This is a genomic window from Acinetobacter gyllenbergii, assembly GCF_001682515.1.
GTDB classification, from domain to species: Bacteria; Pseudomonadota; Gammaproteobacteria; order Pseudomonadales; family Moraxellaceae; genus Acinetobacter; species Acinetobacter gyllenbergii.
This window is the reverse complement of the sequence record NZ_KV575263.1, coordinates 348,121-371,914: the sequence shown is the minus strand read 5'-3', so window position 1 is coordinate 371,914 and position 23,794 is coordinate 348,121. Positions and strand designations below refer to the sequence as shown.

The window sequence follows — 23,794 nt, the reverse complement described above, 5'->3', positions numbered from 1 at the left end:
ATTCCATATAAATATACCAAGCAATAAAAATGCCATTTTTTTAATCTTTTTAAAAGCGCTTTAAATCAATTTATATATTCTTAATTTTCATATTCATTGCGATAAAATATAACCCGTAAAATAGTCAAACTGTTATCCACCAACTCTTTTAAAACTGAATTTTTACAGTTATTTATATTTATTAAAAAACTATACTTTTCATGTTCTTATAAAAATAACGATTCTCCACAATTTATCTCCAGATTGTTTTTAAGCTGTAATCTGGTTGTAACGTTTGATGAAAATCACACATTTCTGATTTTTTGCTCGCTATGATGCAGTTGCGTTAATGAAGTACCCCAATACGGTACATCGCTTAAGGAAATCGCAATGAAAAAAATGATCAAAACAGCTATCGTGACAACTTCTATCCTTGCTTCTGCTTCAGTTTTCGCGCAGAACGTAGGCGCAAATGCCAGTGGCTCAGCTCAAGTCAATGTACAATCTGGTGGCCTGCTTAAAGGTGTCACAGGTGCAGTGAAAGGCACAGCACAAGGCGTCGGTCAAGTGGCTCAAGGTGTTGGTCATACTGCACATAATGTCGGTCATACCGCGCTAAATACTGGCGTTGCAGCAACTCAAAAAACCGTAAGCACAGCAACACAGGTGGGTTCACAGGTCGCAAATAAAACGGGTGAAGCGGTAAAAACCACAACCCATTATGCAGTAGACAAAGCTGTTGATGGTAAGGAATTAGCTGCGGAGACCACAGCCAACGTGAAACAGCGCATTGCAGACAAGAAAACCGCAACTCAATCTAAGTCCTTAAATTTAGGTGCTGAAACCAATGCTCAGGCACAAGTGAATGGTAAAACTTCAGCCGTGAATGCACAAACCGGCTTAAATGCAGATAAAAAGAGTCTTCAAACGGGTGCAAATGTGGGCGTGAAAGTATTAGGCGTGAATGCCAACGTCAATACCAATGCCAAAATTGGTACCAACTAATTTAAATCTGATCTAAAAAAGCCCTTTGAATATTCAAAGGGCTTTTTTTATTGAAATAAGGTCATTCAACATAATTGCAGTTTGGTCTGTTCATCTGCATTATTTTCGATGAAATGCGTCAAACCTTGTGCATCACAACATAGGCTCAGTTGTTTATAGCTCAGGCTATAAAAATCGGCATAGTGTTTAAACACCAACGGCGATTGATCCAGTGCAAAGGGCTCACCTTCTTTGACCAGTTTATGAATACCACGATCATTCATCGTGAGGAAGTAGTATTCATCATTCAATCTCAGCTTGACCAAGCTATTGGCCGTCAGATTTAAAGGCAATAGATAGGCGGAATTGGCCACAATAATCTCAGTGCTATAGCACTCTAATTTCAAGCTTGCCAAATTAAAGACCAAAAACTGATTCTGTGCATTGACCACATTGGCAGCTTGAGTCTCGGTATGTTGCACAAAATGCAGATGTACGCCGAGCTTATGTAAATTCTGTTCAGTGCCTTGTTTGAGATTAAACAGCTGCTGTACCAGTTTTTGTTTAAGTACCGCATCAAAATAACGCTCATCTAAGGCAATGTCGTTCTGTTGCAGAATTTTTAATAAAGCCTGATGATGACGCGGCAACAAAGCATCCAACACATGTCGATAGTAGAACTTGCTTTGCTTTTTAACCTCTCGAACCCGCTGATAGAAATAAGTGATTTCAAATGGTTTAACCACAAAATCATTCAGCAACTGAGAACTTGCCAACACCGAAAGTGCTTCATGGCCTGTAAATGGCAAATGAATCACATGCATGTTAGGCAGTAAAGGCTGGATCTTTAGAAAGTGCTCTTTATCTTCTGCATAGTATGGATCATAGACGATGATGTATTCACGCGATGAATCCACCTCATCTGCCTGAATCTGCATAGCTTGATGGATAGATGCATCAAAGAATTCGGCGTAACGGCGATCTTCAACCACATCAGGATCAATCGAGAATTGTGGTACAAAAGCCACAATCTTTTGCATATTCAATAGATTTGAATACTTGATTGCTGCGTAGCCACCCATAGAGCCGCCATAGCCAACAATGCCTTTAAATTGCTGCAAAATCGGTTGAATCTGCTGCTGCATCTGCAACATACTACTTTTCGGAAACCATGATTTTTGCTTCGGCATAATGCCGATCACATTGTATTGATATTTTATTAAGGATTTTTCAGCATTAATTGACATGCCTTTAGCGCGACTAATCAAATCGCCAAACGAAATCACTAAAGTGTCACTTGAACCTTTTAAAAAAATAACGCGAATATGCTCATCTTCAAATATTATTTGCTTATCCATGCTCACACTGAAAAGTTGATCCTAGGTCTGTAGCAAAAAGTCACCAAATGATGGCTTTGCCAAACCATAATTGCGGAGTATCTTATTTTATAGAGATAAGACAGATTAAAAAGCGCAAAAAATGACACAATCCTTACATCCTGCTGCTCAAAAAGGCTTTAGTTTAGGGGCTGAACTGTACCAGCAAGTTCGCCCCAGTTACCCGCAAGAAATAGCAGTTTGGCTGCAAGATCGTCTCCAAATAGGAGAAAATTCCACTGTTGTTGACCTCGGTGCTGGGACTGGCAAATTCTTACCCTACTTGATTCAGACACAGGCGAAAGTGATTGCGGTCGAGCCTGTCACGGAAATGTTACAGCAGCTTCAACAAGCTTATCCGACTATCGATTGTCGACAGGCATTCAGTAGCGAATTACCATTCGCCGATGCATCAATTGATGCCATTCTCTGTGCGCAATCGTTCCATTGGTTTGCCAATATTGAAACCCTAACAGAAATGCATCGTGTGCTGAGTTCCACAGGGCGTCTTGGTTTAATCTGGAATCAGCGCGATACCTCGGTCGATTGGGTCAAAGCCTTGGCCGATGAAATTGCACCTTTAGAAGGTGATACCCCTCGTTATCACAGTGAGTTATGGAAACAAGTGTTCGAGGAGCAAAGCTTATTTAAACTGGATGGATTAACCACCTTTCAACAGGCTCATCAGGGTACGGTCGAACAGGTGGTGAGTAAACGCTTGTTATCTACTAGTTTTATTGCCGCGATGCCTTCAACAGAGCAACAACAGTTAAAAGCAAAGTTTGAACAAATTGTATTTGATTTTACGGGCTTAACTGCGCAAGATCAGATGAGTTTCCCCTATACCACTTTCGCCTACCATTTTCAGAAAATATCCAACTAATTCTTGAACGAGCTCTGCTATGCCTAACTTAAAAACCACATTTGCCATCACCTGTGTACTCAGTTCAGCGCTGATGCTCAGTGCGTGTAATAAGGACAAAGAGCCAACTGCAAAGCAACAACAGCAAAGTAGCACAAATAGTGATGCAATTGGTCAACTCAATCAAACCCCGATCAAGCAATTCCCTGCCACAGCAGATGATGGGCATGATATTGCGGTATTGGACGACTATGATCGACGTTTTACCGACATGAGCGATAGTATGGAAATGGAATTGGCCAAGATGAAAGAAGCCAATAGCCTCACGCCTGAATTCGAGCAGCAACGTCAAAAAGATAATGTCAACTCAGCGTTGAAGATGCTCAAAGAGCTAGAACTCAAAACTGAACAGGGCCGCTATATTCAAGGTTTGCTTTATGATTATTGGGAATATCAAGCCCAAGTCTTGGAACACGCCAATACCGCTCAAACGACAGATGCGAATCAGCAGGTCAATCAGTTGAATGAATATCTACACGCGCAAAGCCAGTTGCATCACTGGAGAAATGCGCAAACAGCTGAAAACAAAATGCAAGCTGAGTAACTGAAATAAATAAAAAAAGGGGGCATCAGCCCCTTTTTTTATTTCACATTCATTGTTAGATATTCTGCTTCTCAATCCAGTGAATGGAACTCACACGAAATAACTCACATGCGCCATCACCCACTCCACCTGGGGTTAAAGAAGATTTCCACACCAAGTCCTTATCGCGAATTTCAACCAACTCACCTTTGAGTTGAACCAAGTCACCGCGTTTCACTTGCTTGATTTGTTTGGCAATCTCTGGATTGGCAGGAATAATGTGCATATTGGACACCAGTTTGATCGCTTGATCGGGTGGCACAGGCAGTGTATTCATTTTCCAATTCAAATAACGATCATATTGACGTACATCAATCGTTCGAGCGATTGCAGGATCAGTAAATGCTCCCAAACTCACCGCATAGTCGATCGGAGAAAATTTGGCTTGCTCATCGTCATGATAAACTTTTGAACCAAGAATACGGAAATTACCATCAAAAGGTTTTAATACCGAAATCGATTGATATTCCACAACTGGCGCTAAGCCATTGGCAATATTATATTCTGCCTGACCCGTTGATGCATGTGTTTGCCCAATTGCAGCCACCATGCATAAACTCATCCATAGACGTTTTTTCATGGCTCGATTATCCTCGAAAATATTAGAAAAGCCTTTCTGTTGATAGTATGCTGAGATGGTGAAAAAAAGTGCTTTTTTTGGTAACAATCAAACTTACTTTAGTCATATTTTTGTGCTGTTAGTGAAGTATCCTCTTTATTAAAACCAACGAATGGATCTCTATGATTTACCAATTTTACCAACGCCATATCTTTCCTCATTTGCTCAATCAGGTCATGCAAACCGCTAGCTTGATGGATCGACGTCGTGAATTACTGCTGCCGATTGAAGGTGAAGTGCTCGAAATTGGTTTTGGTACAGGGCTCAATATTCCGTTTTATGGCAATGTTGATTCAGTGTACGCCTTAGAGCCCAATCCTGATATTTATCAATTGGCCGTTGAACGGGTACAACATGCACCTTTCTTTATTAAACATGTGCAATCCAGTGCAGAAAAACTCCCCTTTGCCGACGCTTCTTTAGATCATATTGTATCGACTTGGACACTGTGTAGCATTGCTGATCTTGAACAGGCCTTAGCCGAAATACATCGGGTACTCAAACCAACAGGTACCTTCCATTTGGTTGAACATGTCAAGCATCCGAACTCGGCAAAAATACAGTCTTTGCAGACGCTACTAACCCCAATTCAGAAACGGATAGCCGATGGCTGCCACTTAAATCGGGATATTGAACGCCAGCTCTTACAAGCCAAATTTAAATTGATCGAAAAGCAATATTTTGATGCAGAAGGAATCCCATCTGTGGCGCAAACAATGCTGTTGGCACGCGTACAAAAATTAGAAACGCCTCATTGATCTTCAAAATCAATTCGCAAGGTTTCAAAACGAATACGCCCTTCAGTGACCGCTTGAGCAATCGCCTGCTGCCCTTTGCTTAAGCGTGCGCCACCGCTTTTAATATCCAGTAAAATCACTTCAATATCTTCGGCTGTACCATCGCCATCTCGAAAGTCGGTATAACCATCAAAAACCACGTAATCGACAGGATCACCTAAAAATTTAGCATCACTGGGTAAATAACGAAACTCTGGTAGGATCGGTGCAAACTGCTCCGCCATTTTGCCTTTCAATACCGCACGGCTGGTATTAACACTACGCTTCTGCGCATCGAGTAAAGCTTGCTTATGTTCCAGCTCCAATTCAGCAATATATTTCTCATACTCCGCCTGAATCCGCCCATTACGAGTGCTGGATAAAATAATCGTGGTGATCACGACACCAATACAACCACCAATCAGCATCGCTAACCAAACCGACATAGTCACTTTCCTTTGCTTGAATGCAGCTATTTAACTGCAACATGAAACTTTTGTCATGTGTAACACACTTGACCGAAAAAGATGCTAAGGTATAAACGAATACGAGAGCCTAGTTAATAAATCTAATTTCATGAAAACCATATTAATCGCAAATCAAAAAGGTGGCTGTGGCAAGACCATGACAGCTATTACACTCGCTGCAGCATTATCGCAAAAAGGATATAAGGTTGCGCTAGCAGATGCTGACAACCAAAAATCGTCTTTGCAATGGCTCAAGCAACGTCCTGAAACGGTCACGGGCATTCAGAGTCTAGATTGGCGACATGAAAAATCGATTGGTGAAGCACCCAAGAATTTAGATTATTTGATTATTGATGCCCCTGGTGCGCTCTCAGGCGAACATGCCGAGCAATTGGTCAGCGAAGCACATGCCATTGTAACGCCATTACAGCCATCATTCTTTGATATCGACAGTACTCGCCGCTTCTTAAAACATTTACAAGACATTAAGCGTATTCGTAAAGGCAAGGTACAAATCTTGTTGATTGCCAATCGTGTCAAACCGAACAGTGCCAGTTCCAAAGATATTCAAGACTTCTTTAGCAAGATTGAGCAAGATCCTGTGGCGTGGATTTCTGAGCGTAGTGCCTACGGTACATTGGCTATGCAAGGGCTGAGTGTGTTTGATAAAACCCAAAAAAACTTTGTTAGCATCCAAAGCCAATGGCAGCCTGTTTTAAACCAGTTGGTCGATGATCCCAGCGAGTGGTTCTAAGACTTTGCAAAGAAACGTAATCTTTTGATATCAAATCTTAAAATGGGGAAATGAAAATTTCCCTCGCCTACTTTTTCAGTTAAGATGGTTTTATTCAATTTCTAGCACTTGAGAAATACTATCGTGCAACAATACGCTCCCATATTACAACGCGTTTTGCTGTTTGGACTATTTTTTGTCCTGCTCTTTTTGGGATTCAGTATTCTCAAATACTTTATTGTCCCTGTCCTTTGGGCCGCAATTATTGCCTATATGACTTGGCCCTTATATCTATGGGTACAACGTCGTTTCTTTGGTGAAAATCGACCGACACTGAATGCCACCCTGATGATTAGCTTGGTCATTATCGTGATTGGTGTGCCATTTATCTGTGCAATCTTTATGTTGCAGCTTGAAGGTCGTAATTTATATTTTAATTTACAGCGACAACTGTTTTCAGGTCATGTTCAAGTTCCTGAATTTATCAAAAATCTACCGATTATTGGCAAAGACATCAGTCGTACCGTCAATGAACTGAGTAGTGATCCAAACAGTATCACCAAGAATATTGCTGAATGGATTCAAAGCCATTTGAGTTATGGCCGTTTTGTCCTGAGTGAAATTAGCCGTAATTTGGTCAAACTCACATTTGCCCTCATGACCTTGTTCTTCTTCTACCGTGATGGACAAATGATCTTGGCACAAGTGAGTCGTGCCTTGGAAATGGTGATTGGTCCACGCGTGCATCATTATTTAGATACCATTTCAGAAACAACCCGTGCTGTCGTATACGGCGTTGGTTTAACTGCAGTTGCACAAGCTCTATTGGCCGGCCTTAGCTATTTTGTCGCAGGCGTTCCAAATCCAATGCTGTTGACCATGGTCACCTTTATCTTGGCGCTGATTCCTTTTGGAACACCTGTTTCATATCTTGGGGTAGGCCTGTGGTTATTTGCTCAGGGACAAACCATGGAAGCCATTGGCGTTGTGGTTTGGGGTGTAGTGATTGTGAGTAGCTCGGACAATGTGATTCGCCCATTGGTGATTTCAGGCGCGACCCAGATTCCATTTATCTTGATCATGTTCGGGGTATTAGGTGGTATTGCCAGCTTTGGGCTGGTCGGCCTATTTATTGGCCCAGTGATTTTAGCCATCCTGTTAGCGATTTGGCGTGAATGGCTGCATGAAAATGTCGAAGAGCCTGTTGCAGCGTTGGAAGCTCCTCCCGAAACTAAATAGGTATATTTCGTTTAATTTTTTGTCATGAATTGATTAATGTTGCTTGCGAGATATCCCTGACTTTGTTTGAATCGTCAAATAAAGATAATTTATAAGGATATCTTCGCAATGACGTCAATGCTTCAAAAAATTTCTCTGCTCGGCTGTTTGAGTTTAAGTATCGCAGCCTGCTCTTCGGTTTCTCTCGACAACAATGCGGCTAAGATTCAGACCAAAGCCAGCAAAAGCGATCAAAAGCAATTGATCCAAGTCTATCAAGTCGATGCCAATGGGGTTGGTGCTTCCATCGGAACGGTTGCTTTTCAACAAACACCAAAGGGTTTATTAATCACCCCTGCACTTTGGAAACTTTCTCCTGGCGAACATGGTTTCCACATCCATGAAAACCCATCCTGTGAAGCGGCGCTTAAAGATGGAAAAATGGGCGCCGCCTTGGCAGCAGGCAGCCACTTAAACCCTGAAAAGGTTGCATATCATGGTACGCCAGAAACTGGACATTTAGGTGACCTTCCTGTGTTGGTTGTAAATGAAAAAGGTTTTGCAACCACACCTGTGATTGCACCACGTTTAAAACTGGCTGATATCCAGAACCGTGCCATTATGATTCATGTCGGCGGAGACAATTATTCGGATACACCAAAACCATTAGGCGGCGGTGGTGACCGTATTGCCTGCGGTGTGATTAAGTAATTTCAATACTGTGGGTATCTTCCGAGTTATCCACAGTTACACTGCTTTTAGCCATTTTTATTTCTTATCCAATCTTACAAGAACAAAATACAACTGAGCATGAATTTTGCATCTTATCTATTATTTGAAAGATCAAGCAAATATTGATGTTCAAAAATAGTGCCGCTTGTTGGCTGACAATGCTTTCCTTTGGGACATTTATTTGTATGATGAAACCAGAACATATTCAAGAATAAGAATCGTGAAAAATTTATCTATCCTGTTCAATCGCTTTCGCTCCAACTCGATTCTGCTTTATTGCCTACAAATCCTGATTGTGCTTTGCGGTACAACACTCGGTTTACATTATTTCGGATTTGGACAGCTGATTGTGCCTGTAACTTTAGGGGCAATTGCGACCGCACTGACCGACTTTGATGATCGTCTCAGCATTCGTTTACGCAATCTGATCTATGTCTGCGCGCTGTTCTTTACGGTCAGTACTATTTTAGAGTTTCTCGCCCCCTATAAATTTTGGTTTATTGTCTATCTCAGCCTCTCGAGTGCGGCCTTAGTCATGATGGGTGCGCTTGGGCAACGCTATGCCACCATTTCCTTTGGCACGATTTTACTCTCGATCTATACCATGTTCGGTCTAGGTGAATATCCACACTGGTATCAGCAGCCTAGTTATTTTGTATTGGGTGCCTTGTGGTATGGGCTAACTTCAATCTTATTTTTTGTGATTCGCCCAACCCTGCCACTACAAGAAAAGATCTCAGCTATTTTTCAGGAGCTTGCTGAATTACTGCAAGCCAAATCACGTTTATTCGACCCAGATAATATTGATAATGTCGAAACACTACTATTCGAACTTTCTCAAAAAAACAGCCAAGTGGTCACTAGTCTGAATCAAGCCAAAAACTCCTTACTGACGCGCTTAAAAGCGTCTCGGGTGAACAACACCAGTATTTATTGGCTGAACTTATATTATTTTGCTCAAGATATGCATGAACAAGTCACCTCCAGCTATCTGCATTATGAAAAAATTCATCAAAATTTTAGCCGCAGTGATTTGATTTTTCGTATTCAAAAAAATATGCAGCTACAAGCCTTGGCCTGTCATGATTTAAGCCAAGCAATCTTGCAGCATCAGAGCTATCAACCGCGTGAATCTGCCAGTAAAGCTTTAGGCAATTTAGAATTATCAATGCGTGACTGGGTGCAACAACATCCCAACAATCTCGAAGTTAAAAATCTGGAACTGATCTTCAATAATTTAAAAAGTGTGCATGAGCAGTTTACCCAACTGCAACTCAATCAGAATATTGAACAACGCGCTCCACAACAACATCATGACCATCTCAATTTGCTTGATGATGATATTCAGGGTGCGCAGGATCTACTTTTAAAAATCAAACAGCAACTCAGTCCGCAATCGGCACTATTCCGTCATGCCGTCCGTTTGGCTGTGATCTTTGCCGTTGGCTATGCTATTTCCTTATTACCATTTGCGCAAAATGGCTATTGGATTTTACTCACCAGTTTATTTGTCTGCCAGATTACCTATTTTGCCACCAAAAGCCGTCTCAAGCTCAGAACCATCGGCACTTTACTCGGAGTGTTATTAGGTATCCCCATTCTTTATTTTGTCCCCAGTATTGAGGGGCAACTACTCCTCACTGTGATTTGTGGGGTGTTATTTTTCTATTTAAGACAAAAAAAATATGCACTCGCCACGGTGATGGCCACCTTAATGGTGTTAATGATTTTTAATTTAAAAGGGGCAGGTTTTAGTATTATTCTGCCACGCATGATTGACACTTTTATTGGCTGTGCCATTGCATGGCTCGCAGTCAATTTCATTTGGCCCGATTGGAATTTCCGCAATATCTCCAGCAACATCAAGAAAAATAATCAAACCACCTTTGATTATTTTCATGTGGTGGTACAGCAATATCATCAAGGGCGTGAACTCGATCTGGAATACCGAACCACTCGACGTGCCGCACATAATGCCCAGATTGAGCTGTCTAATATGATCTCAAGTCTGAGTACCGAACCTCAGCCCAACCAAGAACTCATTCAACATGCGTTTCGCTATTTGGTCTATAGCCATAGCCAACTCAGCTATGTCTCAGCCTTGGGGCATCAACGGGAAAAAATCGAAGATCAGACATTATTAGCATTGCTAGATAAAATTGAGGAGCTACTTAAGCAAAGCTTGATTGAACAAGTGCCCGTTCCACAACATCAGGTAGAGCACTTGCTTAAAGAAATTGAAGCATTGAATCTGCAAGAACAGATCTCTGAAAAGCATCCCTTGTTGTTAAAACAAATGAGTCTGCTGCTAGAAACGTTGACCGAATTAGTATCGTTAAAAAATAAACTGCTCAGCTTAGAAATTAAGTGAGCAGTCAATGGAAGCCAAAATTAATTCAACCCGTCTTGCTGACGTGCCAGCATATGCTGTTTCAAAGCTTGGCGTGGAGAGCTAAACCAGAATACGATCAAAACCAGACTGGCTAAAGCAAAGGCCCAGATATGGAAATGGGTATACAGTACTCGAACCAATTCAATCACGACAAAATAACTGACCATCATCAACATCGAGACTGCTGCTGCGACTGTTCCTTTTGAGACTTCAGATGACATTAAGGCAAAGCGATACATCACCGAGAAGCTAATTCCCTCACCCAAGCTCACTAAAGTCATGCCAATCAAGAGACAAGGCACCAGATAAGTCTGCCAAATCACACCCAACACCAAGAAGACCGTACCCAATAACATAATTGGCAAACCAAACAGAATGGTTTGACCGAGAGGGAAACGATCAATGATCTTGATCAGGATGATATTGCCGGCAATCAAGCCAAAGAACACAGGGAACTGTGCCAAGCCATATTGCACACTGCTCAATTTCAGCTCATCCACCAAAATAATCGGTGATAAGGCAATCCATAACATCAACGGCATCCCCACCATCGGTAAGGCAATGCTTAAGCCCAAGAAACGGCGGTTGCTCAATACTTTTTTAAAGTCATCAAAGATATAACTAAAAGGCTGCTTCGGTTGTTTACGACTTTCTTGGGGCGCTGGCATAAATTTCTTTAAACCAAACCAACTCAAGAAAGATACCGCAGCAATGGCGACAAAGCCCCAATGCCATGACACATAATCAATCAGAAATGCACCCAATACAGGGCCCAGTAAAGGTGCCAATAAGGAGATATTCGCCATCAGTGCCATGACTTTGATCGCGTCGCGCTCTTCAAAGGTTTCTTGAATCGCAGCATAACCCACCGCAGAAATGACGCTCAGACCCATACCCTGCAAGAAACGCAGTGTCAGGAACTGTTCAATATTATGGGTCAGTAATATCAGCAAACAGCACAGCGTAAAAAATGCCACACCAGCCAAGAGCACTTTTTTACGCCCGAGACGGTCTGAAAGCGGTCCCAACAGCCAGGCAACACTGGCACCGCCCAATAGATAGAATGACATTGACGAGGGTGCCCACGTTGCACTGACCGCAAATTGTTCTGTAATCGACAACATCGCAGGCTGAATCAAGTCATTACCGATATAAACTGAAAATTCGAATAGCACTAAAGCTAAAGGAAACATGAGCGTTATACGGTTTAACGTCATGTTCTGATTATTCGTCATCATGTTTTATTCACAAAAATAACCAACTCGTGTTCGTCCCATTTTTCAAAATGAAAAAGGGATCATCACCACAAGATTTTATGGCTTAGATTTAAATTAAATTTTGATTTCATGCTGTGAGAAAGCATGTGATAAATGTGAAAACACCGTATTCACTGGGTGTATATAAGAAAAAAAATTTATTACGTGAGATTGGTAAATATTTTACCGTTTGGCTAAATTGCCACGCGCAACTGTAGCACTTTTTCAAAATGACCGCAATTTAAACAATCCATCACACCAATTCAGCAATGTGCATAACCGAAAAGTTATCCACAATTTTGCTGAACTTTTATCCACTGTTTAATAATGCACAAAATTATGGGCATAACTCAAATTGGAAAGTTTCGGTATTCTCTCCTCTAGCACATTGATAACTTTGCTTCTTATTGACGACTTTCCAAGTATTCTGGTCGCGTTTTAATTGATACTCAGTACGCACCGCAATCACAGAATCATCCAACTGTGCTTGCTCCACTGTCACTTGTGCATCGGTTGGATTTTCCGCACGATTGAATTGCTGATCGATTTTTAAATTACTGTCTTCATGAAACAGATTGGGTTGATCCGATAAAATCACATGCATCACTGTACTCTTTTGCACTTCTGCTTGCTGTTGCGAGGATGCAATCGGCTGATTACATGCAGTGAGGAATAAAGCAGATCCCAAGATTATCGCAATTTTATGCATTTTGTACCTATCCAATCCATTTAGCTCATTTATGCTACTATGCAAAACTGAATGGCCACGCAACAAAATGTATGTGGCGTGCATTAAATTTGTTGTCATCATTCAAGATTATGATCATAACAAATGATTAAAAAAACACAGTTTATAACATCAAAATCACCTTAGTTTGGACATGCCGATATGTCAGATTTAGCAAAGAAATTAACGATTATTTTAATCCTTGGGAGCACCGCCTTAGGTTGCTCGAAAAAACAGGAAGACCCTGCCAGTGAAGCTGCAATGGCAACTGAAACTGCCGCTGCAGACAGTCAAGCAGTGCAAGACAATGCAGTCCAAAATCCAGAGCAATTAGTCAGCAATCAACAAAGTGCTTTGGAACAGAATCGTCAATTGGTCAAAAGCGCACAATTGCAATTTGAAGTGAAGGATGTGTTAAAAACTACATCAGCACTAGAGCAGCAGTTATTGCAATACAATGGTTATATCGAAGAGAAGCAGATTAATTATCAAGTCAGTGACCGCTCTGAACGTGATCGTATTGATGGCAGTGTCGACATCTATGAAAAGATTACCCCCACGGTGCAACTCACGGTTCGTATTCCCAATGCACAAGTCACCAGCTTCTTAAATAATTTACTGCCACTCATGCTGAACTTTAATACCCAAAGCTATGAAGCGAAGCGTTATGAGTTAAAATTGCTCGAAGAAAAACTCAATACCGCCAATCAAAGTAACAGCGGATCCAATGCGGTGAACAATCAGCTACAGCAACTGACCAATTTAGAAGTCAAAGACCGTTTGGCTTATAGCACCATTCGACTGGAATTCTTCCAGCAATCACAAGTGCGTAAATCCCATGATCTGAATATCAATCGTATTGCCACCTTAGACAGTGATCCGCTATTCAGTCGAATTTTGGAAGCGATTAAAGTGGGCTTATATGGCTTTAGAGAAACCATCATTTGGCTTGTGATGCTGTGGCCGCTGTATTTGGCAATTGCCATTTTATGGGGAGCTCGTCGTTGGTATAAAGCTAAAAAATCTAAAATCGAATAGTTCAATTATTGACTTTTGATCAATAGTCTTTTGCTCATTTATGCATTTTTACTCATGAATAGATTTTCTAAAATGCGTTCCAGTTTTTAGAGATTTATTTTTGAGTAATCGTATGAGCAATATTTTAATTATTAATGGTGCCAAACAATTTGCACATTCGAATGGTGAGTTGAACGACACCCTGACCGAGTTTTCTCAAGCACATCTAAGCACCTTAGGTCATCAGGTACAAGTGACTCGTACCGACAGTGACTATGATATTCAAGCCGAAATTGCCAAATATCTATGGGCAGATGTGGTGATTTACCAAATGCCAGGTTGGTGGATGGGCGCACCATGGACCATGAAAAAATACATCGATGATATCTTCACGATTGGCCATGGTTCACTGTATGCCAGCGATGGCCGTAGCCGTTCAGATGCATCGAAAAAGTATGGTTCGGGTGGCCTAATCCAAGGTAAAAAATATATGTTGTCTTTAACTTGGAATGCACCAATCGAAGCCTTTACCGATCCAGACCAGTTCTTCCACGGCGTTGGTGTGGATGGCGTTTATTTACCTTTCCATAAAGCCAATCAATTCTTGGGTATGGACTCACTACCAACATTTATTGTGAATGATGTCATTAAGGCGCCAAACGTACCAAGTTATATCGAAGCGTATAAAACCCATTTAGATCAGTTGTTTGCCACAAGCTCCATTAAGTGAGAAAATATCATGCTAACCATTATTGCTGAAATTTATACGCATGCAGGTGTTGAACATCGCCAAGCCGTTTTAGATGCTTTTCAAAAAATCATTCCAACGGTACAGGCAGAAGACGGCTGTCATGGCTATGAACCCTTGATTGATCATCTTCCAGCAATAGACATGCAGGCAACGAATGAGAATACGATTATCATGTTAGAGAAATGGCAGAGTACCGCTCATTTAGCAGCGCATATGCAAACTGCCCATATGCAGCAACACTTTGAAGCCACTAAAGAGCATGTTACGGATGTAAAAATCCGTATTCTAAACAGCGTGATTTAACAAATAGAACCATTAACCGAAGTTCGACATATTGAATATTTAAGTCGAACTTAGGTAATGGGTAAATGAATCATTTTATTGATAATAATGCTGTTTTAAATGACGGCTATAATCCGTTAAATAAGCTTCCAAACTAGCACGTCGATCTGTCTTCTGCATCGACTTTTCCGCCAACTGCTCGATCTTATGTTCCAATAAATTAAGAATCGTAGCTTGTTCTGCCTCAGGTAGTTGTACCTTTTCTTTCTGCTGCTTTTTAATTTCCAGATAATCTTCTGCCCAATGCCGTAATGGATCATTCGCATTCACTTGCGCAAATAGATCGGTGATCAGTAATTCAGGCATCTGTTCTTGGGTTACCAACTCAGCCGACATCAAACCACGAATCGAATAAAAGACTTTCTTATAGGTAAAGTTATCTGCGCTTTGCATCACTTTCATCCCACCTTTTGCCAGTGATAAATAGTGGTGATACAACGCGCTATAGTCGATTCGCTCTAGTAATCCATCACGAAAACCCTGCCACTCAGGAAAGGCATTAAAATACACAATATGTGCTCTGACCCACTCCAAAACAGTGGGGTTACTTTTTGCCAATAACCCAAACATTTTATCCAAGTCATAAGAAACAAAGTCAAAGTCTCCGTCCATGACCTCAATCAAATCACGATATTTTTTATAATCAAAATATTGGTCTTTGCTGGGTAGATGAAAACCGCGTACATCGTAGTCACTGTCAGGACTGGCCATGCCCCATAAACGGCTGCCACTTTCGATATAAAATAAGGGGATGTCTTGACGTTGTTGAAACAGTTTTTCAATTTCGTAATGGATATTCATTGCAATGGCTTCATTATTTAAAAATTTATACTTGTGAGAGACAATACTCTTTTTGACTGTACTCATTAATTTGATTTTAAAAAGATCACCAACTGATAAAATCAAGCTCTCTTCAATATAACAAATAGGATCATGCATGCAACTGACTTATGCGGGACAGGTTTTCTTGGTGGTGGTTGCGATCTTATGTATCTGGTCTTTTGTGCTGACAAAGTTTTGGCTGAAACGTTTAGCCAAAAATCGTGACAGCAGTAAATTTGAATTTGCTTATTTATTTGTTGTGGTGTTTAGCATCAGTTCTTTATTTTTTCCTTTTACTTATTGGGTGTCGCAAGCGGTATATGGCTTGGCAACCAAACCGAGCTATGATGCAACCATCGTGAGCTATAGCTCTGAATGGGTCGATACCGAACGTACAGATTCCAACGGGCGTAAATATAAGACCAAAACTTTAATGCATACCGCACAAGTACAATTCAAAGATGATCAAAACAGAACATTGATCTTGGATAACTCAGTTCGTTCAGGCGATGTGCCCGTGGTCGGAGATCATATTCAAGTGGTTTATGAGGCAGGTGATCATTCTGCTCAGGAAAAGAGTTGGCGCACAGGTCTACTGTTTGCCGCTACCCTATTTATGCTGTTTATTATGGGCTATATTTTGGTCATGATTATTGCCTATGCTTTGAATCGAAATATGACGCCTTACAAAGCCTTTGCTAAGGTCTTAATTTTTAGAATTACCCTTCCACTCGGCACAATGGCGATGTTTGGGATGCTGTCTTATTCGGTTTTTGCTTATTTCTTTTTGGGAGATCCACAGAATCTACCTGTCTGGGCAGTTGCAATTTGTGGCTTCTTTGCGCTCTGCCTTTTACCGCTGATTTACCATATTTTAACAGGTTGGAAAGCGTATAAAAAATAAAAAAACGAATATCATCCAAATAAAGGAATGGAAAAAGGGCAATAGATCACTCCTAACCTAAACATAGGTGGGTTATGAGCTGTAGAATATAAATGGCTAATTTAAAACAATCTTTTTACTTCTTATATTATAGATAAAAGTAGTAGTAAATTTATTGGAGTCGATACCTACTCCTATGTCACTATTATTCTTAATAAAAAAACTAGATATATCTGAATAAGCAACCCTTTTTTTATTCTCAATTAGGCTTTGCAGTGTCATATCAGCACAGTAATCAGGTAGAGATTTTTTTACGGATAGACAAGGTGAAATAAAACTATTTATACTCTTTAGTACATCATACTTAGAATTTTTTTTATCTTTAAGATATTCTGAAAGACTTAGCTCCTTTTTATTAGAGAGACTCAGTGTGTAATATTTATTAAAGTATCTTTCTGTTGAGTTGCTGATGTTATAATCAATTGAAAAACTTAATATTTTCTCATTCTGAAATAGCTTTTCAAAACTAATTTCTGTAGGGTACTGCTCATCTTCTCTATCAAAATTGATTGCAATAAATTTAGAAATAGAATTATTAATCTCTTTAAATTGTTTTCCTTTTATTGATGGATATGAACCACTTAATTGAAGATTATGGCTTGGCATAATATGGTTGCTAATTAACTCATTATTTGTTTTTGTATGCCCTATGGTTATGTATGAAAAAAACATAAATATTAAACTGAATACTTTAAACTTCATGCTGCTTTCCAAAAAATAGTATGGCCTGCTGTTACTTTGGCAGTTAGTGATTTGCTTACGTTACTACCCGTGTTGTATTCATAGTTTTACAAATATCAATAGGAGTCTCTCTGATAGTTTCTCGGACACAGCAGAACGTACTAGGAACTTCTAAATATTGGAAAATTCGTCCAAATGAAAGAATTCGTCCAAATGAAAGATAGCCAATTAGAAATAGAGTAACCCCAACCTAAACAAGATTGAGACATGAGTTTTGGAATGTAGCCCCAAAGTTAAGAAAAATTGGGGGGAAATAGAGAATTTACTTTAAAGTTGAGCAAGGAACATCAAATATTCTTTTATCTTGATGGGATAATAAACTTTCCCATTTTTGTTGTTTTTTACTAAGCCAACCATAGAATTCTGTATAAACATCCCCTTTTAAGTTCAATGCATCTTTATATTTATCTGAAAGTAAGAATTTCCCCATTACACATAGGGAATTAATTTGGGTAATCTCAATATCTTTTTCGAAGTCATCATTTTCACCAGAATCATTTAAAAGCCTTTTAAAAAACATTGCTTTGGATATTGAGGAATCATAAATACTTTTTGTTAAGTCAGATGGTTGTTGTTGTAATGCTTTCGCATAAACAACACTATCAAAACCAATTAAAATAGGAGGTAATGGTATTTGCAATGCAAGTTGTTCTTTTGGAGGTGTTTTATTACTACAACCACTAGAAAGTAATAAAAGACATATGAGTATAATTTTTTTAGCAGCTAACATATTACTTGAACCTGTATCAGTATCTGAGGGTGTAAATAATTGATTTAAAAATCACTCGCAAACCTCTACAAAATTCTTAGCAGTCTTATCTTTACTATCACGCAGTTTGATAATTTTTTGTCTTTCATTATAAAGATTATGAACATCATTTAAGGTTTCATCTTTAAGGTCTTTTTTGTATTTCCCTTCAATATTGTTTACATAGTTTTCCATGAATACTGTCATCCAACACACAGTGTTAAGATCTCCATAGTCATAACCATTTTTCTCCAAACCATCAATCCAATCAGGGTACTCTTCGTTTAAAAGACTTCGAGCCGTTTCTAACTTAACATATGTATTGTTAAACAAGGAGTTTTTCAATGCTGGCTCAGTGTTTACGTTTTTATTGGCTTCAATAAGCAATCTATAATTGTCTGTTGCATAATTTTTTAAATCTACTTTCACATAATTATCAATATCTTCTTTATCTGTCGATGCCTTACATGAAGTTAAAAAGATACAGGAAAGTACCAATATTGGTAGTAAAGTAATTTTCATAGTGAGAAGCGATTTTTAGGGGTGTGTATAGATAACTCTGAATATATTGAGATACTGTTGCTCTATCATATGGGCGACCAAAGACATTTTGATACATGTATTCGTTGATTCCATATGGTCCATTGTTAGTAAAGGTAGCCAAAGCATTGGCTGTCAACACTGGTTTACTGGCATTGGATAGTGCTATATCTATAACTTCACCAAAATTCTTTTTAGCAATTGCCATACGAGCAGTAAAACTATTTTTTGCTAGCTCTGAAATAAACTTTTCCCTTCATTGGTTGCATGTTTACTTTAATGTTAAACATTTTAATTGATCTAAATAATCCTTACTTCCGCTGAGTTTTTCAAGATAAATAGACTGCAATGATAAAGCTTTATTCATATCTTCTTGGAGACTTTGTGGAAATTTTTTCATATCGGTTGTATTAGAATATTTTTTAAAAAACTTATTAAAAATACAAAGCCCATCGATTCCTCCAATATCAATATCCTTATTGTTTTTAACTTCGTTTTCAAAATTTTCATTATTCATCTCATAACTGCCAAACAAAGAATCAGTTTTATTTACAGCATAAATGAGTAGTTCATTATTAATCACTGATTTTTTATCAGCATTTTCATAAGCTGAAATATACAATCTTCTAGATTTTTTAATATCATCACTAATAGCTATTGATCTTGCTTTTAGAATTTCACCAATAAGTTTTTCACTTTCTTCTTTGTTTGTATTTGCATGGCTACATCCGAAAAGAGCAAAAATTAAAAAAGATATGCATAAACATTTCATTAATTATTCCAGTTGTTGAACTTAAAATTTTTCATATTCTTCGGATTTTGAAACGTGATAACCATATTCTATTCGACACAGTTCATAGACCTTGTCTATTCCATTTTTTACCACAGCCACAAACAATCTCATAATTAAAGCGAATATAACCTACATAAAGGAATGGAAAACAGAAATTGACACTCCCAACCTAAACATAGGCAGATTATGAGCTAGAGGATATAAATGGCTAATTTAAAACAATTCTCTTACTTTTTACATTATAGATAAAAGTAGTGGTAAATTTGTTGGAGTCGATACCAATTCCTATATCGCTATTATCTTTAATAAAAAAGCTAGATATATCTGAATAAGTAACCTTTGTATTGTTCTCAATTAGACTTTGTAGCGTCATATCGGAGCAGTAATCAAGGGGAGGTTCCTTTATGGAAAGACATGGGGAAATAAAATTATTTATGCTCTTCAATACATCATACTTAGAAATTTTTTTATCTTTAAGATACTCTGAAAGACTTAGCTCCTTTTTATTGGAGAGGCTCAATGTGTAATACTTGTTAAAGTATCTTTCTGTTGAGTTACTGATATTATAGTTAATTGAAAAGCTTAATATTTCCTCACTCTGAAATAACTTTTCAAAACTAATTTCTGTAGGGTATCCCTCATCTTCTCTATCAAAATTAGTTGTAATAAATTTAAAAATAGAATTATTAATCTCTTTAAATTGACTTCCATTTATTGATGGATATGAACCACTTAATTGAAGATTATGCTTTGGAATAATATTATTACCAATTAAGTAATTATTTGTTTTTGCATGTCCTATAGTTATGTATGAAAAACACATAAATATTAAACTGAATATTTTCAACTTCATGCTGCTTTCCAAAAAATAGTATGGCCTGCTGTTACTTTGGCAGTTAGTGATTTGCTAACGTTGCTACCCGTATTGTATTCAAAATTACCAGTCGTCCAGTTTGTATTATCTTTAAAAACTTTTGCAGGAATTTCATAGAAAATACCACTATATTTAACTCGTCCTTTAGGATATTCCTTCAATGAGCCGACTAGGAATTCATCATATATCGCTTTAGAGATTGTGATTTTCTTATATTCTCTAAACTTAGCATGTGGCTTATTTGTATTATCTTTATATTTATACGGACTTTCTAACCCCCATGCTAAGAAATCTGTTCCATCCCAATGTGTTGCACCATCTGTAGGATCTTCCTCTCCTAGACAAACTTTTAAAACCCCCTTACGAGCAAGTCCGTACTTAGGATCTTCCACTTTCCCATTGTTGGGTTTATCTGGTAAAGGGGTCTTTGTTCCAGCCGGCATCGTAGAATAGCCTGACATTAATAATGAATGTAAATCCTTTTTTACTTGTTTTGCGTAATTGTTAGCAGTGAAAGCAATAAATATACATTCTAAGGTCGCTGTTCCAGATTCATGTGAAACAACCCTTGAGCATTCTTGGAATTTTTTATGAGTAATATTTACATATTGAGGGGATATAAAATCGCTATCTGATTTCTTTCCATTACAGGCATATACATTTTCAAGATTACCTTTTCCATTGGAAATTTTTCCTTCATATAACCCAGTATTTATATTGTAGTAATAACCATTCAAAAGCTCATTTTTGCTATCAGTTAAATTGTTATTGAAACTTTGTTGATAGCTAGTAGGTTGAAAAAGAGGGGAAGCTGAACCTAAACTAGAACTGCCACTTTCCCCCACAACATGAGATTGTTTCGGTAAAATTTTAGCACCACAAGTAAGCTGATCACCGACATAAGCAACAGCTTTTCCATCAAGAATAATATGATCATGACTTTTAATAATCTTTGACCAACATTTACATTTAGGGCAAAAATGGCCATCCCCTGCTACCAAAAATAAGTTACCCATTTGAGAGGTTCTCATTTGGGTTGCAGGAATGATACCACCATGATTTGTCATCGAGTTATGAATTGCAAAGCCTACAGCCATGATTGTCTCCTAAGAAATTTAGTCATGACTGAGAAAACCTTGAGGGATTTCTTGATCAGCATACAAACGATACTCAAATACTGATTGTAGGCTTTCAATGATTTCATCACCATTTTCTAAACGGCTACCAACAAGTGCAATGTCATATCCTTCAATTGATCCTGCTTCGCCAGCACCCGAAATAATTTTAGAAGTTGTTCCATCCTTATAAATGGCTTCATCACCAACAACAGCAATAAGATGACCTTGTACTTTAATTTTTTGGTTCATCGTCGCTCTAATTAATCCACCATTTTTTGTTTTAGAGCCATGTGTCGCAGCAAAGAACTTTTTATGCTTCTGTTTATTCATAAACTCTTGTTCAGCAGCAATACGTTCATGAATTTCCTCTATAGATAAATTGGATACTTCATCTTCAGAAAAATGTTTTTTAGGATTCACTTATATATCCTCATTCTTATTTAATTGAATAATGAATACTAAATACATTATTTCTTTTTATTTATTCAATAAAAATCATATATAACACCTATAATTGGCATTTAATGTCAACAAATAATGAAAATGAAGTTTATATATTTACATTTTGTATTATAAGAAGAAACACACAACATTAGTTTTTTATTTACGGAAAATAAAAAAGCGTATCTTTCGATACGCTTTTAACAGAACTTCTTTTATCTCATCAAGCATTAAAGATCAAATAATTTGCCTGGGTTCATAATCCCATTCGGGTCAAACGCCAATTTCAATGCTTTCATATATTCAATTTCTTCAGGCGAACGTGAATATTCCAAATATGGCTTCTTAGTCATACCGACACCATGCTCGGCAGAGATCGAACCATCATATTTTTTCACGGTCTCAAACACGTATTTATTTACCACCTGACACTTGGCAAAGAACTCATCTTTGGTCAGATTTTCAGGTTTGAGAATATTTAAGTGCAAGTTACCGTCACCAATATGACCAAACCAACAGATTTCAAAGTCAGGATAATTATCTTGAACAATGGCATCAATCTCACGGATAAATGCAGGCACATGGGTAATTAATACTGAAATGTCGTTTTTATATGGAATAAACGGCGCGATTGATTCAGAAATATCTTCGCGTAAACGCCATAAGCTTTCCACTTGATCAAGGCTCTGGCTCATCACACCATCAAGCACCCAACCTTGTTCCATACAATGCTCAAAAATCTGCATTGCCTTGTCGACAATCGGCTCATACGGTGCTTCAAACTCAAGCAATACATAGAATGGGCATTGCGTTTCGAATGGGCGTTGTACATGACCACGATCAAGTACTTTTTGCATCGCAAGCTCACCAAAGAACTCAAATGCAGTTAAGTCGATATCTTTCTGGAACGCATGCAATACAGGCATTACCGCATCAAAATCAGGCACCCCTAGAACCAAAACTTGTAGGTTCTGTGGCTGACGCTCAAGTTTGATTTCAGCTTCGGTCACGAGACCCAATGTCCCTTCACCACCAATAAACAAATGCTGTAACGAATAACCCGTCGCATTCTTAATCATGCCTTTGTTTAAACGCAGTACGTCACCTTTGCCCGTCACCACCGTCAGACCAAGCACCCAATTACGGGTCATACCATACTTGATCACTTTAATCCCGCCCGCATTGGTGCCGATGTTACCGCCAATCTGACTTGAACCTGCTGAAGCAAAATCTACTGGATAATACATGCCCTGTTGTTCGGCATAATTCTGTAATTGCTCAGTCACCACACCTGCTTGAACACGGACCATACGATCTGCGGGGAAGAACTCAAGAATCTGGTTCATCTTGTCAAAGCTAATTACGATCTCACCATTGGCAGCCACTGCACCTGCTGAAAGGCCAGTACGGCCACCTGATGGGGTAATTGCGACATTAAATTGATTGGCAAGTTTGACAATGGCCTGAACTTGTTCAGTGCTTGAAGGGAAAACGATGACTGATGGGTTCGGATCAAAATGTTTAGTGTGATCTCGTCCCCAATTTTCCAAACTGTCGGCATCGGTTTTAATTCGGTTTTCACCCACAATTGCCGTTAATTGGGTCAATAACTCAGGTGTTAAAGCGACTGAAGCATTCATCGTTTACAGGCCTAGCAAGAAGTAAAGATAGAGCATTTGAATAACAACATAATATTTTTCAATATCTTAAAATGCAGTATTCAACATATAGAAACTCGGCAGAACAGCGCAAACCTGATGTTTTCAGATTTGACTATCAGATCTCTGCATTTTACATAGAAGCAGGCACGGGATAAAGCTTAGGATAAAGATACTGTAATAACAAAATGTGTATAACCAATAAAATTCAGCTTCAACTGAAAAATTATCAATAATTCTGC

26 protein-coding genes and 1 pseudogene are annotated in these 23,794 nt (G+C 38.7%); 12 read left to right on the top strand and 15 right to left on the bottom strand.

From position 1 onward, the window contains the following. Positions 1-369: 369 nt before the first annotated feature. Positions 370-984, top strand: a complete 615-nt coding sequence (locus tag NG55_RS10880) for a hypothetical protein (protein ID WP_016542785.1) — start codon at positions 370-372, stop codon at positions 982-984. A 65-nt stretch (positions 985-1,049) separates the two neighbouring features. Here NG55_RS10880 and NG55_RS10875 read toward each other — a convergent pair whose 3' ends face one another. After that, positions 1,050-2,321 (bottom strand): hypothetical protein, encoded by a 1,272-nt coding sequence (locus tag NG55_RS10875; protein WP_065343251.1) that lies wholly within the window; start codon positions 2,319-2,321, stop codon positions 1,050-1,052. 121 nt (positions 2,322-2,442) lie between these two features. Between NG55_RS10875 and NG55_RS10870 the strand changes: the two genes are divergently transcribed. Together NG55_RS10870 and NG55_RS10865 are read left to right on the top strand one after the other, a co-directional pair. Then, positions 2,443-3,222, top strand: a complete 780-nt coding sequence (locus tag NG55_RS10870; RefSeq protein ID WP_065343250.1) for a class I SAM-dependent methyltransferase — start codon at positions 2,443-2,445, stop codon at positions 3,220-3,222. A 19-nt stretch (positions 3,223-3,241) separates the two neighbouring features. After that, on the top strand, positions 3,242-3,805 hold the full coding sequence (locus NG55_RS10865) for a hypothetical protein (RefSeq protein ID WP_065343249.1): 564 nt from the start codon (positions 3,242-3,244) through the stop codon (positions 3,803-3,805). Between the two features lie 55 nt (positions 3,806-3,860). Here the strand turns inward: NG55_RS10865 and NG55_RS10860 are convergent, their stop codons facing one another. Continuing rightward, the gene (locus NG55_RS10860; protein ID WP_016542781.1) at positions 3,861-4,424 is read right to left on the bottom strand and encodes a hypothetical protein; all 564 of its coding nucleotides are present in this window, start codon (positions 4,422-4,424) and stop codon (positions 3,861-3,863) included. A gap of 161 nt (positions 4,425-4,585) precedes the next feature. On the opposite strand from NG55_RS10860, the gene NG55_RS10855 reads away from it, so the two are divergent. Next, a complete protein-coding gene (locus tag NG55_RS10855; protein WP_023271236.1) occupies positions 4,586-5,221 on the top strand; it encodes a class I SAM-dependent methyltransferase in 636 nt (211 codons plus the stop codon). Here the strand turns inward: NG55_RS10855 and NG55_RS10850 are convergent. Beyond that, complete coding sequence (locus NG55_RS10850; protein ID WP_004657567.1) at positions 5,215-5,685, bottom strand: Holliday junction resolvase-like protein; 471 nt, start codon at positions 5,683-5,685, stop codon at positions 5,215-5,217. The genes NG55_RS10855 and NG55_RS10850 overlap by 7 nt on opposite strands. A gap of 130 nt (positions 5,686-5,815) precedes the next feature. Between NG55_RS10850 and NG55_RS10845 the strand changes: the two genes are divergently transcribed. The 4 genes from NG55_RS10845 (at position 5,816) to yccS (ending at position 10,760) form a co-directional block, all read left to right on the top strand. Then, the gene (locus NG55_RS10845; RefSeq protein WP_004657565.1) at positions 5,816-6,460 is read left to right on the top strand and encodes a ParA family protein; all 645 of its coding nucleotides are present in this window, start codon (positions 5,816-5,818) and stop codon (positions 6,458-6,460) included. Between the two features lie 123 nt (positions 6,461-6,583). Continuing rightward, positions 6,584-7,678: an AI-2E family transporter gene (locus NG55_RS10840; protein WP_065343248.1), complete on the top strand. Its 1,095-nt coding sequence runs from the start codon at positions 6,584-6,586 to the stop codon at positions 7,676-7,678. Between the two features lie 108 nt (positions 7,679-7,786). Continuing rightward, positions 7,787-8,368, top strand: a complete 582-nt coding sequence (gene sodC, locus NG55_RS10835; RefSeq protein WP_065343247.1) for a superoxide dismutase family protein — start codon at positions 7,787-7,789, stop codon at positions 8,366-8,368. Positions 8,369-8,609: 241 nt separating this feature from the next. After that, positions 8,610-10,760: a YccS family putative transporter gene (gene yccS / locus NG55_RS10830; protein ID WP_065343246.1), complete on the top strand. Its 2,151-nt coding sequence runs from the start codon at positions 8,610-8,612 to the stop codon at positions 10,758-10,760. A gap of 20 nt (positions 10,761-10,780) precedes the next feature. Here yccS and craA read toward each other — a convergent pair whose 3' ends face one another. Then, positions 10,781-12,016: a chloramphenicol efflux MFS transporter CraA gene (craA, locus tag NG55_RS10825; protein ID WP_407638712.1), complete on the bottom strand. Its 1,236-nt coding sequence runs from the start codon at positions 12,014-12,016 to the stop codon at positions 10,781-10,783. Between the two features lie 358 nt (positions 12,017-12,374). After that, complete coding sequence (locus tag NG55_RS10820; protein WP_065343245.1) at positions 12,375-12,746, bottom strand: hypothetical protein; 372 nt, start codon at positions 12,744-12,746, stop codon at positions 12,375-12,377. Between the two features lie 180 nt (positions 12,747-12,926). Between NG55_RS10820 and NG55_RS10815 the strand changes: the two genes are divergently transcribed. The 3 genes from NG55_RS10815 (at position 12,927) to NG55_RS10805 (ending at position 14,835) form a co-directional block, all read left to right on the top strand. Next, positions 12,927-13,802 carry a DUF4349 domain-containing protein gene (locus NG55_RS10815; RefSeq protein ID WP_065343244.1) on the top strand — a complete coding sequence of 292 codons (876 nt, stop codon included), beginning with the start codon at positions 12,927-12,929 and terminating at the stop codon, positions 13,800-13,802. A gap of 112 nt (positions 13,803-13,914) precedes the next feature. Then, positions 13,915-14,511, top strand: a complete 597-nt coding sequence (locus tag NG55_RS10810; RefSeq protein ID WP_065343243.1) for an NAD(P)H-dependent oxidoreductase — start codon at positions 13,915-13,917, stop codon at positions 14,509-14,511. A 9-nt stretch (positions 14,512-14,520) separates the two neighbouring features. Beyond that, positions 14,521-14,835 carry a putative quinol monooxygenase gene (locus tag NG55_RS10805; RefSeq protein ID WP_065343242.1) on the top strand — a complete coding sequence of 105 codons (315 nt, stop codon included), beginning with the start codon at positions 14,521-14,523 and terminating at the stop codon, positions 14,833-14,835. A gap of 75 nt (positions 14,836-14,910) precedes the next feature. On the opposite strand, the gene NG55_RS10800 is transcribed toward NG55_RS10805, so the two are convergent. After that, entirely contained in the window at positions 14,911-15,675 is a 765-nt protein-coding gene (locus NG55_RS10800) for a nucleotidyltransferase domain-containing protein (protein ID WP_065343347.1), read from the bottom strand. A gap of 136 nt (positions 15,676-15,811) precedes the next feature. Here NG55_RS10800 and NG55_RS10795 point away from each other — a divergent pair, with 136 nt between their 5' ends. Then, positions 15,812-16,600 carry a xanthine permease gene (locus NG55_RS10795; RefSeq protein WP_065343241.1) on the top strand — a complete coding sequence of 263 codons (789 nt, stop codon included), beginning with the start codon at positions 15,812-15,814 and terminating at the stop codon, positions 16,598-16,600. A 96-nt stretch (positions 16,601-16,696) separates the two neighbouring features. Here the strand turns inward: NG55_RS10795 and NG55_RS10790 are convergent, their stop codons facing one another. From NG55_RS10790 to NG55_RS10750, 9 genes and pseudogenes are all read right to left on the bottom strand, one after another. Continuing rightward, a complete protein-coding gene (locus NG55_RS10790) occupies positions 16,697-17,341 on the bottom strand; it encodes a hypothetical protein (RefSeq protein WP_065343240.1) in 645 nt (214 codons plus the stop codon). Positions 17,342-17,642: 301 nt separating this feature from the next. Continuing rightward, positions 17,643-18,110, bottom strand: a complete 468-nt coding sequence (locus tag NG55_RS10785) for a hypothetical protein (RefSeq protein WP_016660125.1) — start codon at positions 18,108-18,110, stop codon at positions 17,643-17,645. 51 nt (positions 18,111-18,161) lie between these two features. After that, positions 18,162-18,650, bottom strand: a complete 489-nt coding sequence (locus NG55_RS10780; RefSeq protein ID WP_065343239.1) for a hypothetical protein — start codon at positions 18,648-18,650, stop codon at positions 18,162-18,164. Then, positions 18,592-18,876 carry a hypothetical protein gene (locus tag NG55_RS10775; RefSeq protein WP_228704182.1) on the bottom strand — a complete coding sequence of 95 codons (285 nt, stop codon included), beginning with the start codon at positions 18,874-18,876 and terminating at the stop codon, positions 18,592-18,594. The genes NG55_RS10780 and NG55_RS10775 overlap by 59 nt, the downstream gene beginning before the upstream one ends. A 63-nt stretch (positions 18,877-18,939) precedes the next feature. Further along, positions 18,940-19,440 (bottom strand): hypothetical protein, encoded by a 501-nt coding sequence (locus NG55_RS10770; protein WP_065343238.1) that lies wholly within the window; start codon positions 19,438-19,440, stop codon positions 18,940-18,942. Positions 19,441-19,669: 229 nt separating this feature from the next. After that, a complete protein-coding gene (locus NG55_RS10765) occupies positions 19,670-20,314 on the bottom strand; it encodes a hypothetical protein (RefSeq protein WP_065343237.1) in 645 nt (214 codons plus the stop codon). Between the two features lie 827 nt (positions 20,315-21,141). Further along, positions 21,142-21,432: pseudogene (locus NG55_RS10760) on the bottom strand (PAAR domain-containing protein); the annotation flags it as partial. 18 nt (positions 21,433-21,450) lie between these two features. Next, positions 21,451-21,873, bottom strand: coding sequence for a PAAR domain-containing protein (locus NG55_RS10755; RefSeq protein ID WP_016542762.1), 423 nt, complete (start codon positions 21,871-21,873; stop codon positions 21,451-21,453). A 251-nt stretch (positions 21,874-22,124) separates the two neighbouring features. Next, a complete protein-coding gene (locus NG55_RS10750; protein ID WP_016542761.1) occupies positions 22,125-23,534 on the bottom strand; it encodes an FAD-binding oxidoreductase in 1,410 nt (469 codons plus the stop codon). Between the last annotated feature and the right edge of the window lie 260 nt (positions 23,535-23,794).

Coding starts and splice junctions, on each gene's coding strand:
- NG55_RS10880 (WP_016542785.1), top strand. CDS start 370: ATGAAAAAAATGATCAAAACAGCTATCGTGACAACTTCTATCCTTGCT.
- NG55_RS10875 (WP_065343251.1), bottom strand. CDS start 2,321: ATGGATAAGCAAATAATATTTGAAGATGAGCATATTCGCGTTATTTTT.
- NG55_RS10870 (WP_065343250.1), top strand. CDS start 2,443: ATGACACAATCCTTACATCCTGCTGCTCAAAAAGGCTTTAGTTTAGGG.
- NG55_RS10865 (WP_065343249.1), top strand. CDS start 3,242: ATGCCTAACTTAAAAACCACATTTGCCATCACCTGTGTACTCAGTTCA.
- NG55_RS10860 (WP_016542781.1), bottom strand. CDS start 4,424: ATGAAAAAACGTCTATGGATGAGTTTATGCATGGTGGCTGCAATTGGG.
- NG55_RS10855 (WP_023271236.1), top strand. CDS start 4,586: ATGATTTACCAATTTTACCAACGCCATATCTTTCCTCATTTGCTCAAT.
- NG55_RS10850 (WP_004657567.1), bottom strand. CDS start 5,685: ATGTCGGTTTGGTTAGCGATGCTGATTGGTGGTTGTATTGGTGTCGTG.
- NG55_RS10845 (WP_004657565.1), top strand. CDS start 5,816: ATGAAAACCATATTAATCGCAAATCAAAAAGGTGGCTGTGGCAAGACC.
- sodC (WP_065343247.1), top strand. CDS start 7,787: ATGACGTCAATGCTTCAAAAAATTTCTCTGCTCGGCTGTTTGAGTTTA.
- craA (WP_407638712.1), bottom strand. CDS start 12,016: ATGACGAATAATCAGAACATGACGTTAAACCGTATAACGCTCATGTTT.
- NG55_RS10820 (WP_065343245.1), bottom strand. CDS start 12,746: ATGCATAAAATTGCGATAATCTTGGGATCTGCTTTATTCCTCACTGCA.
- NG55_RS10815 (WP_065343244.1), top strand. CDS start 12,927: ATGTCAGATTTAGCAAAGAAATTAACGATTATTTTAATCCTTGGGAGC.
- NG55_RS10810 (WP_065343243.1), top strand. CDS start 13,915: ATGAGCAATATTTTAATTATTAATGGTGCCAAACAATTTGCACATTCG.
- NG55_RS10805 (WP_065343242.1), top strand. CDS start 14,521: ATGCTAACCATTATTGCTGAAATTTATACGCATGCAGGTGTTGAACAT.
- NG55_RS10800 (WP_065343347.1), bottom strand. CDS start 15,675: ATGAATATCCATTACGAAATTGAAAAACTGTTTCAACAACGTCAAGAC.
- NG55_RS10795 (WP_065343241.1), top strand. CDS start 15,812: ATGCAACTGACTTATGCGGGACAGGTTTTCTTGGTGGTGGTTGCGATC.
- NG55_RS10790 (WP_065343240.1), bottom strand. CDS start 17,341: ATGAAGTTTAAAGTATTCAGTTTAATATTTATGTTTTTTTCATACATA.
- NG55_RS10785 (WP_016660125.1), bottom strand. CDS start 18,110: ATGTTAGCTGCTAAAAAAATTATACTCATATGTCTTTTATTACTTTCT.
- NG55_RS10780 (WP_065343239.1), bottom strand. CDS start 18,650: ATGAAAATTACTTTACTACCAATATTGGTACTTTCCTGTATCTTTTTA.
- NG55_RS10775 (WP_228704182.1), bottom strand. CDS start 18,876: ATGGCAATTGCTAAAAAGAATTTTGGTGAAGTTATAGATATAGCACTA.
- NG55_RS10770 (WP_065343238.1), bottom strand. CDS start 19,440: ATGAAATGTTTATGCATATCTTTTTTAATTTTTGCTCTTTTCGGATGT.
- NG55_RS10765 (WP_065343237.1), bottom strand. CDS start 20,314: ATGAAGTTGAAAATATTCAGTTTAATATTTATGTGTTTTTCATACATA.
- NG55_RS10750 (WP_016542761.1), bottom strand. CDS start 23,534: ATGAATGCTTCAGTCGCTTTAACACCTGAGTTATTGACCCAATTAACG.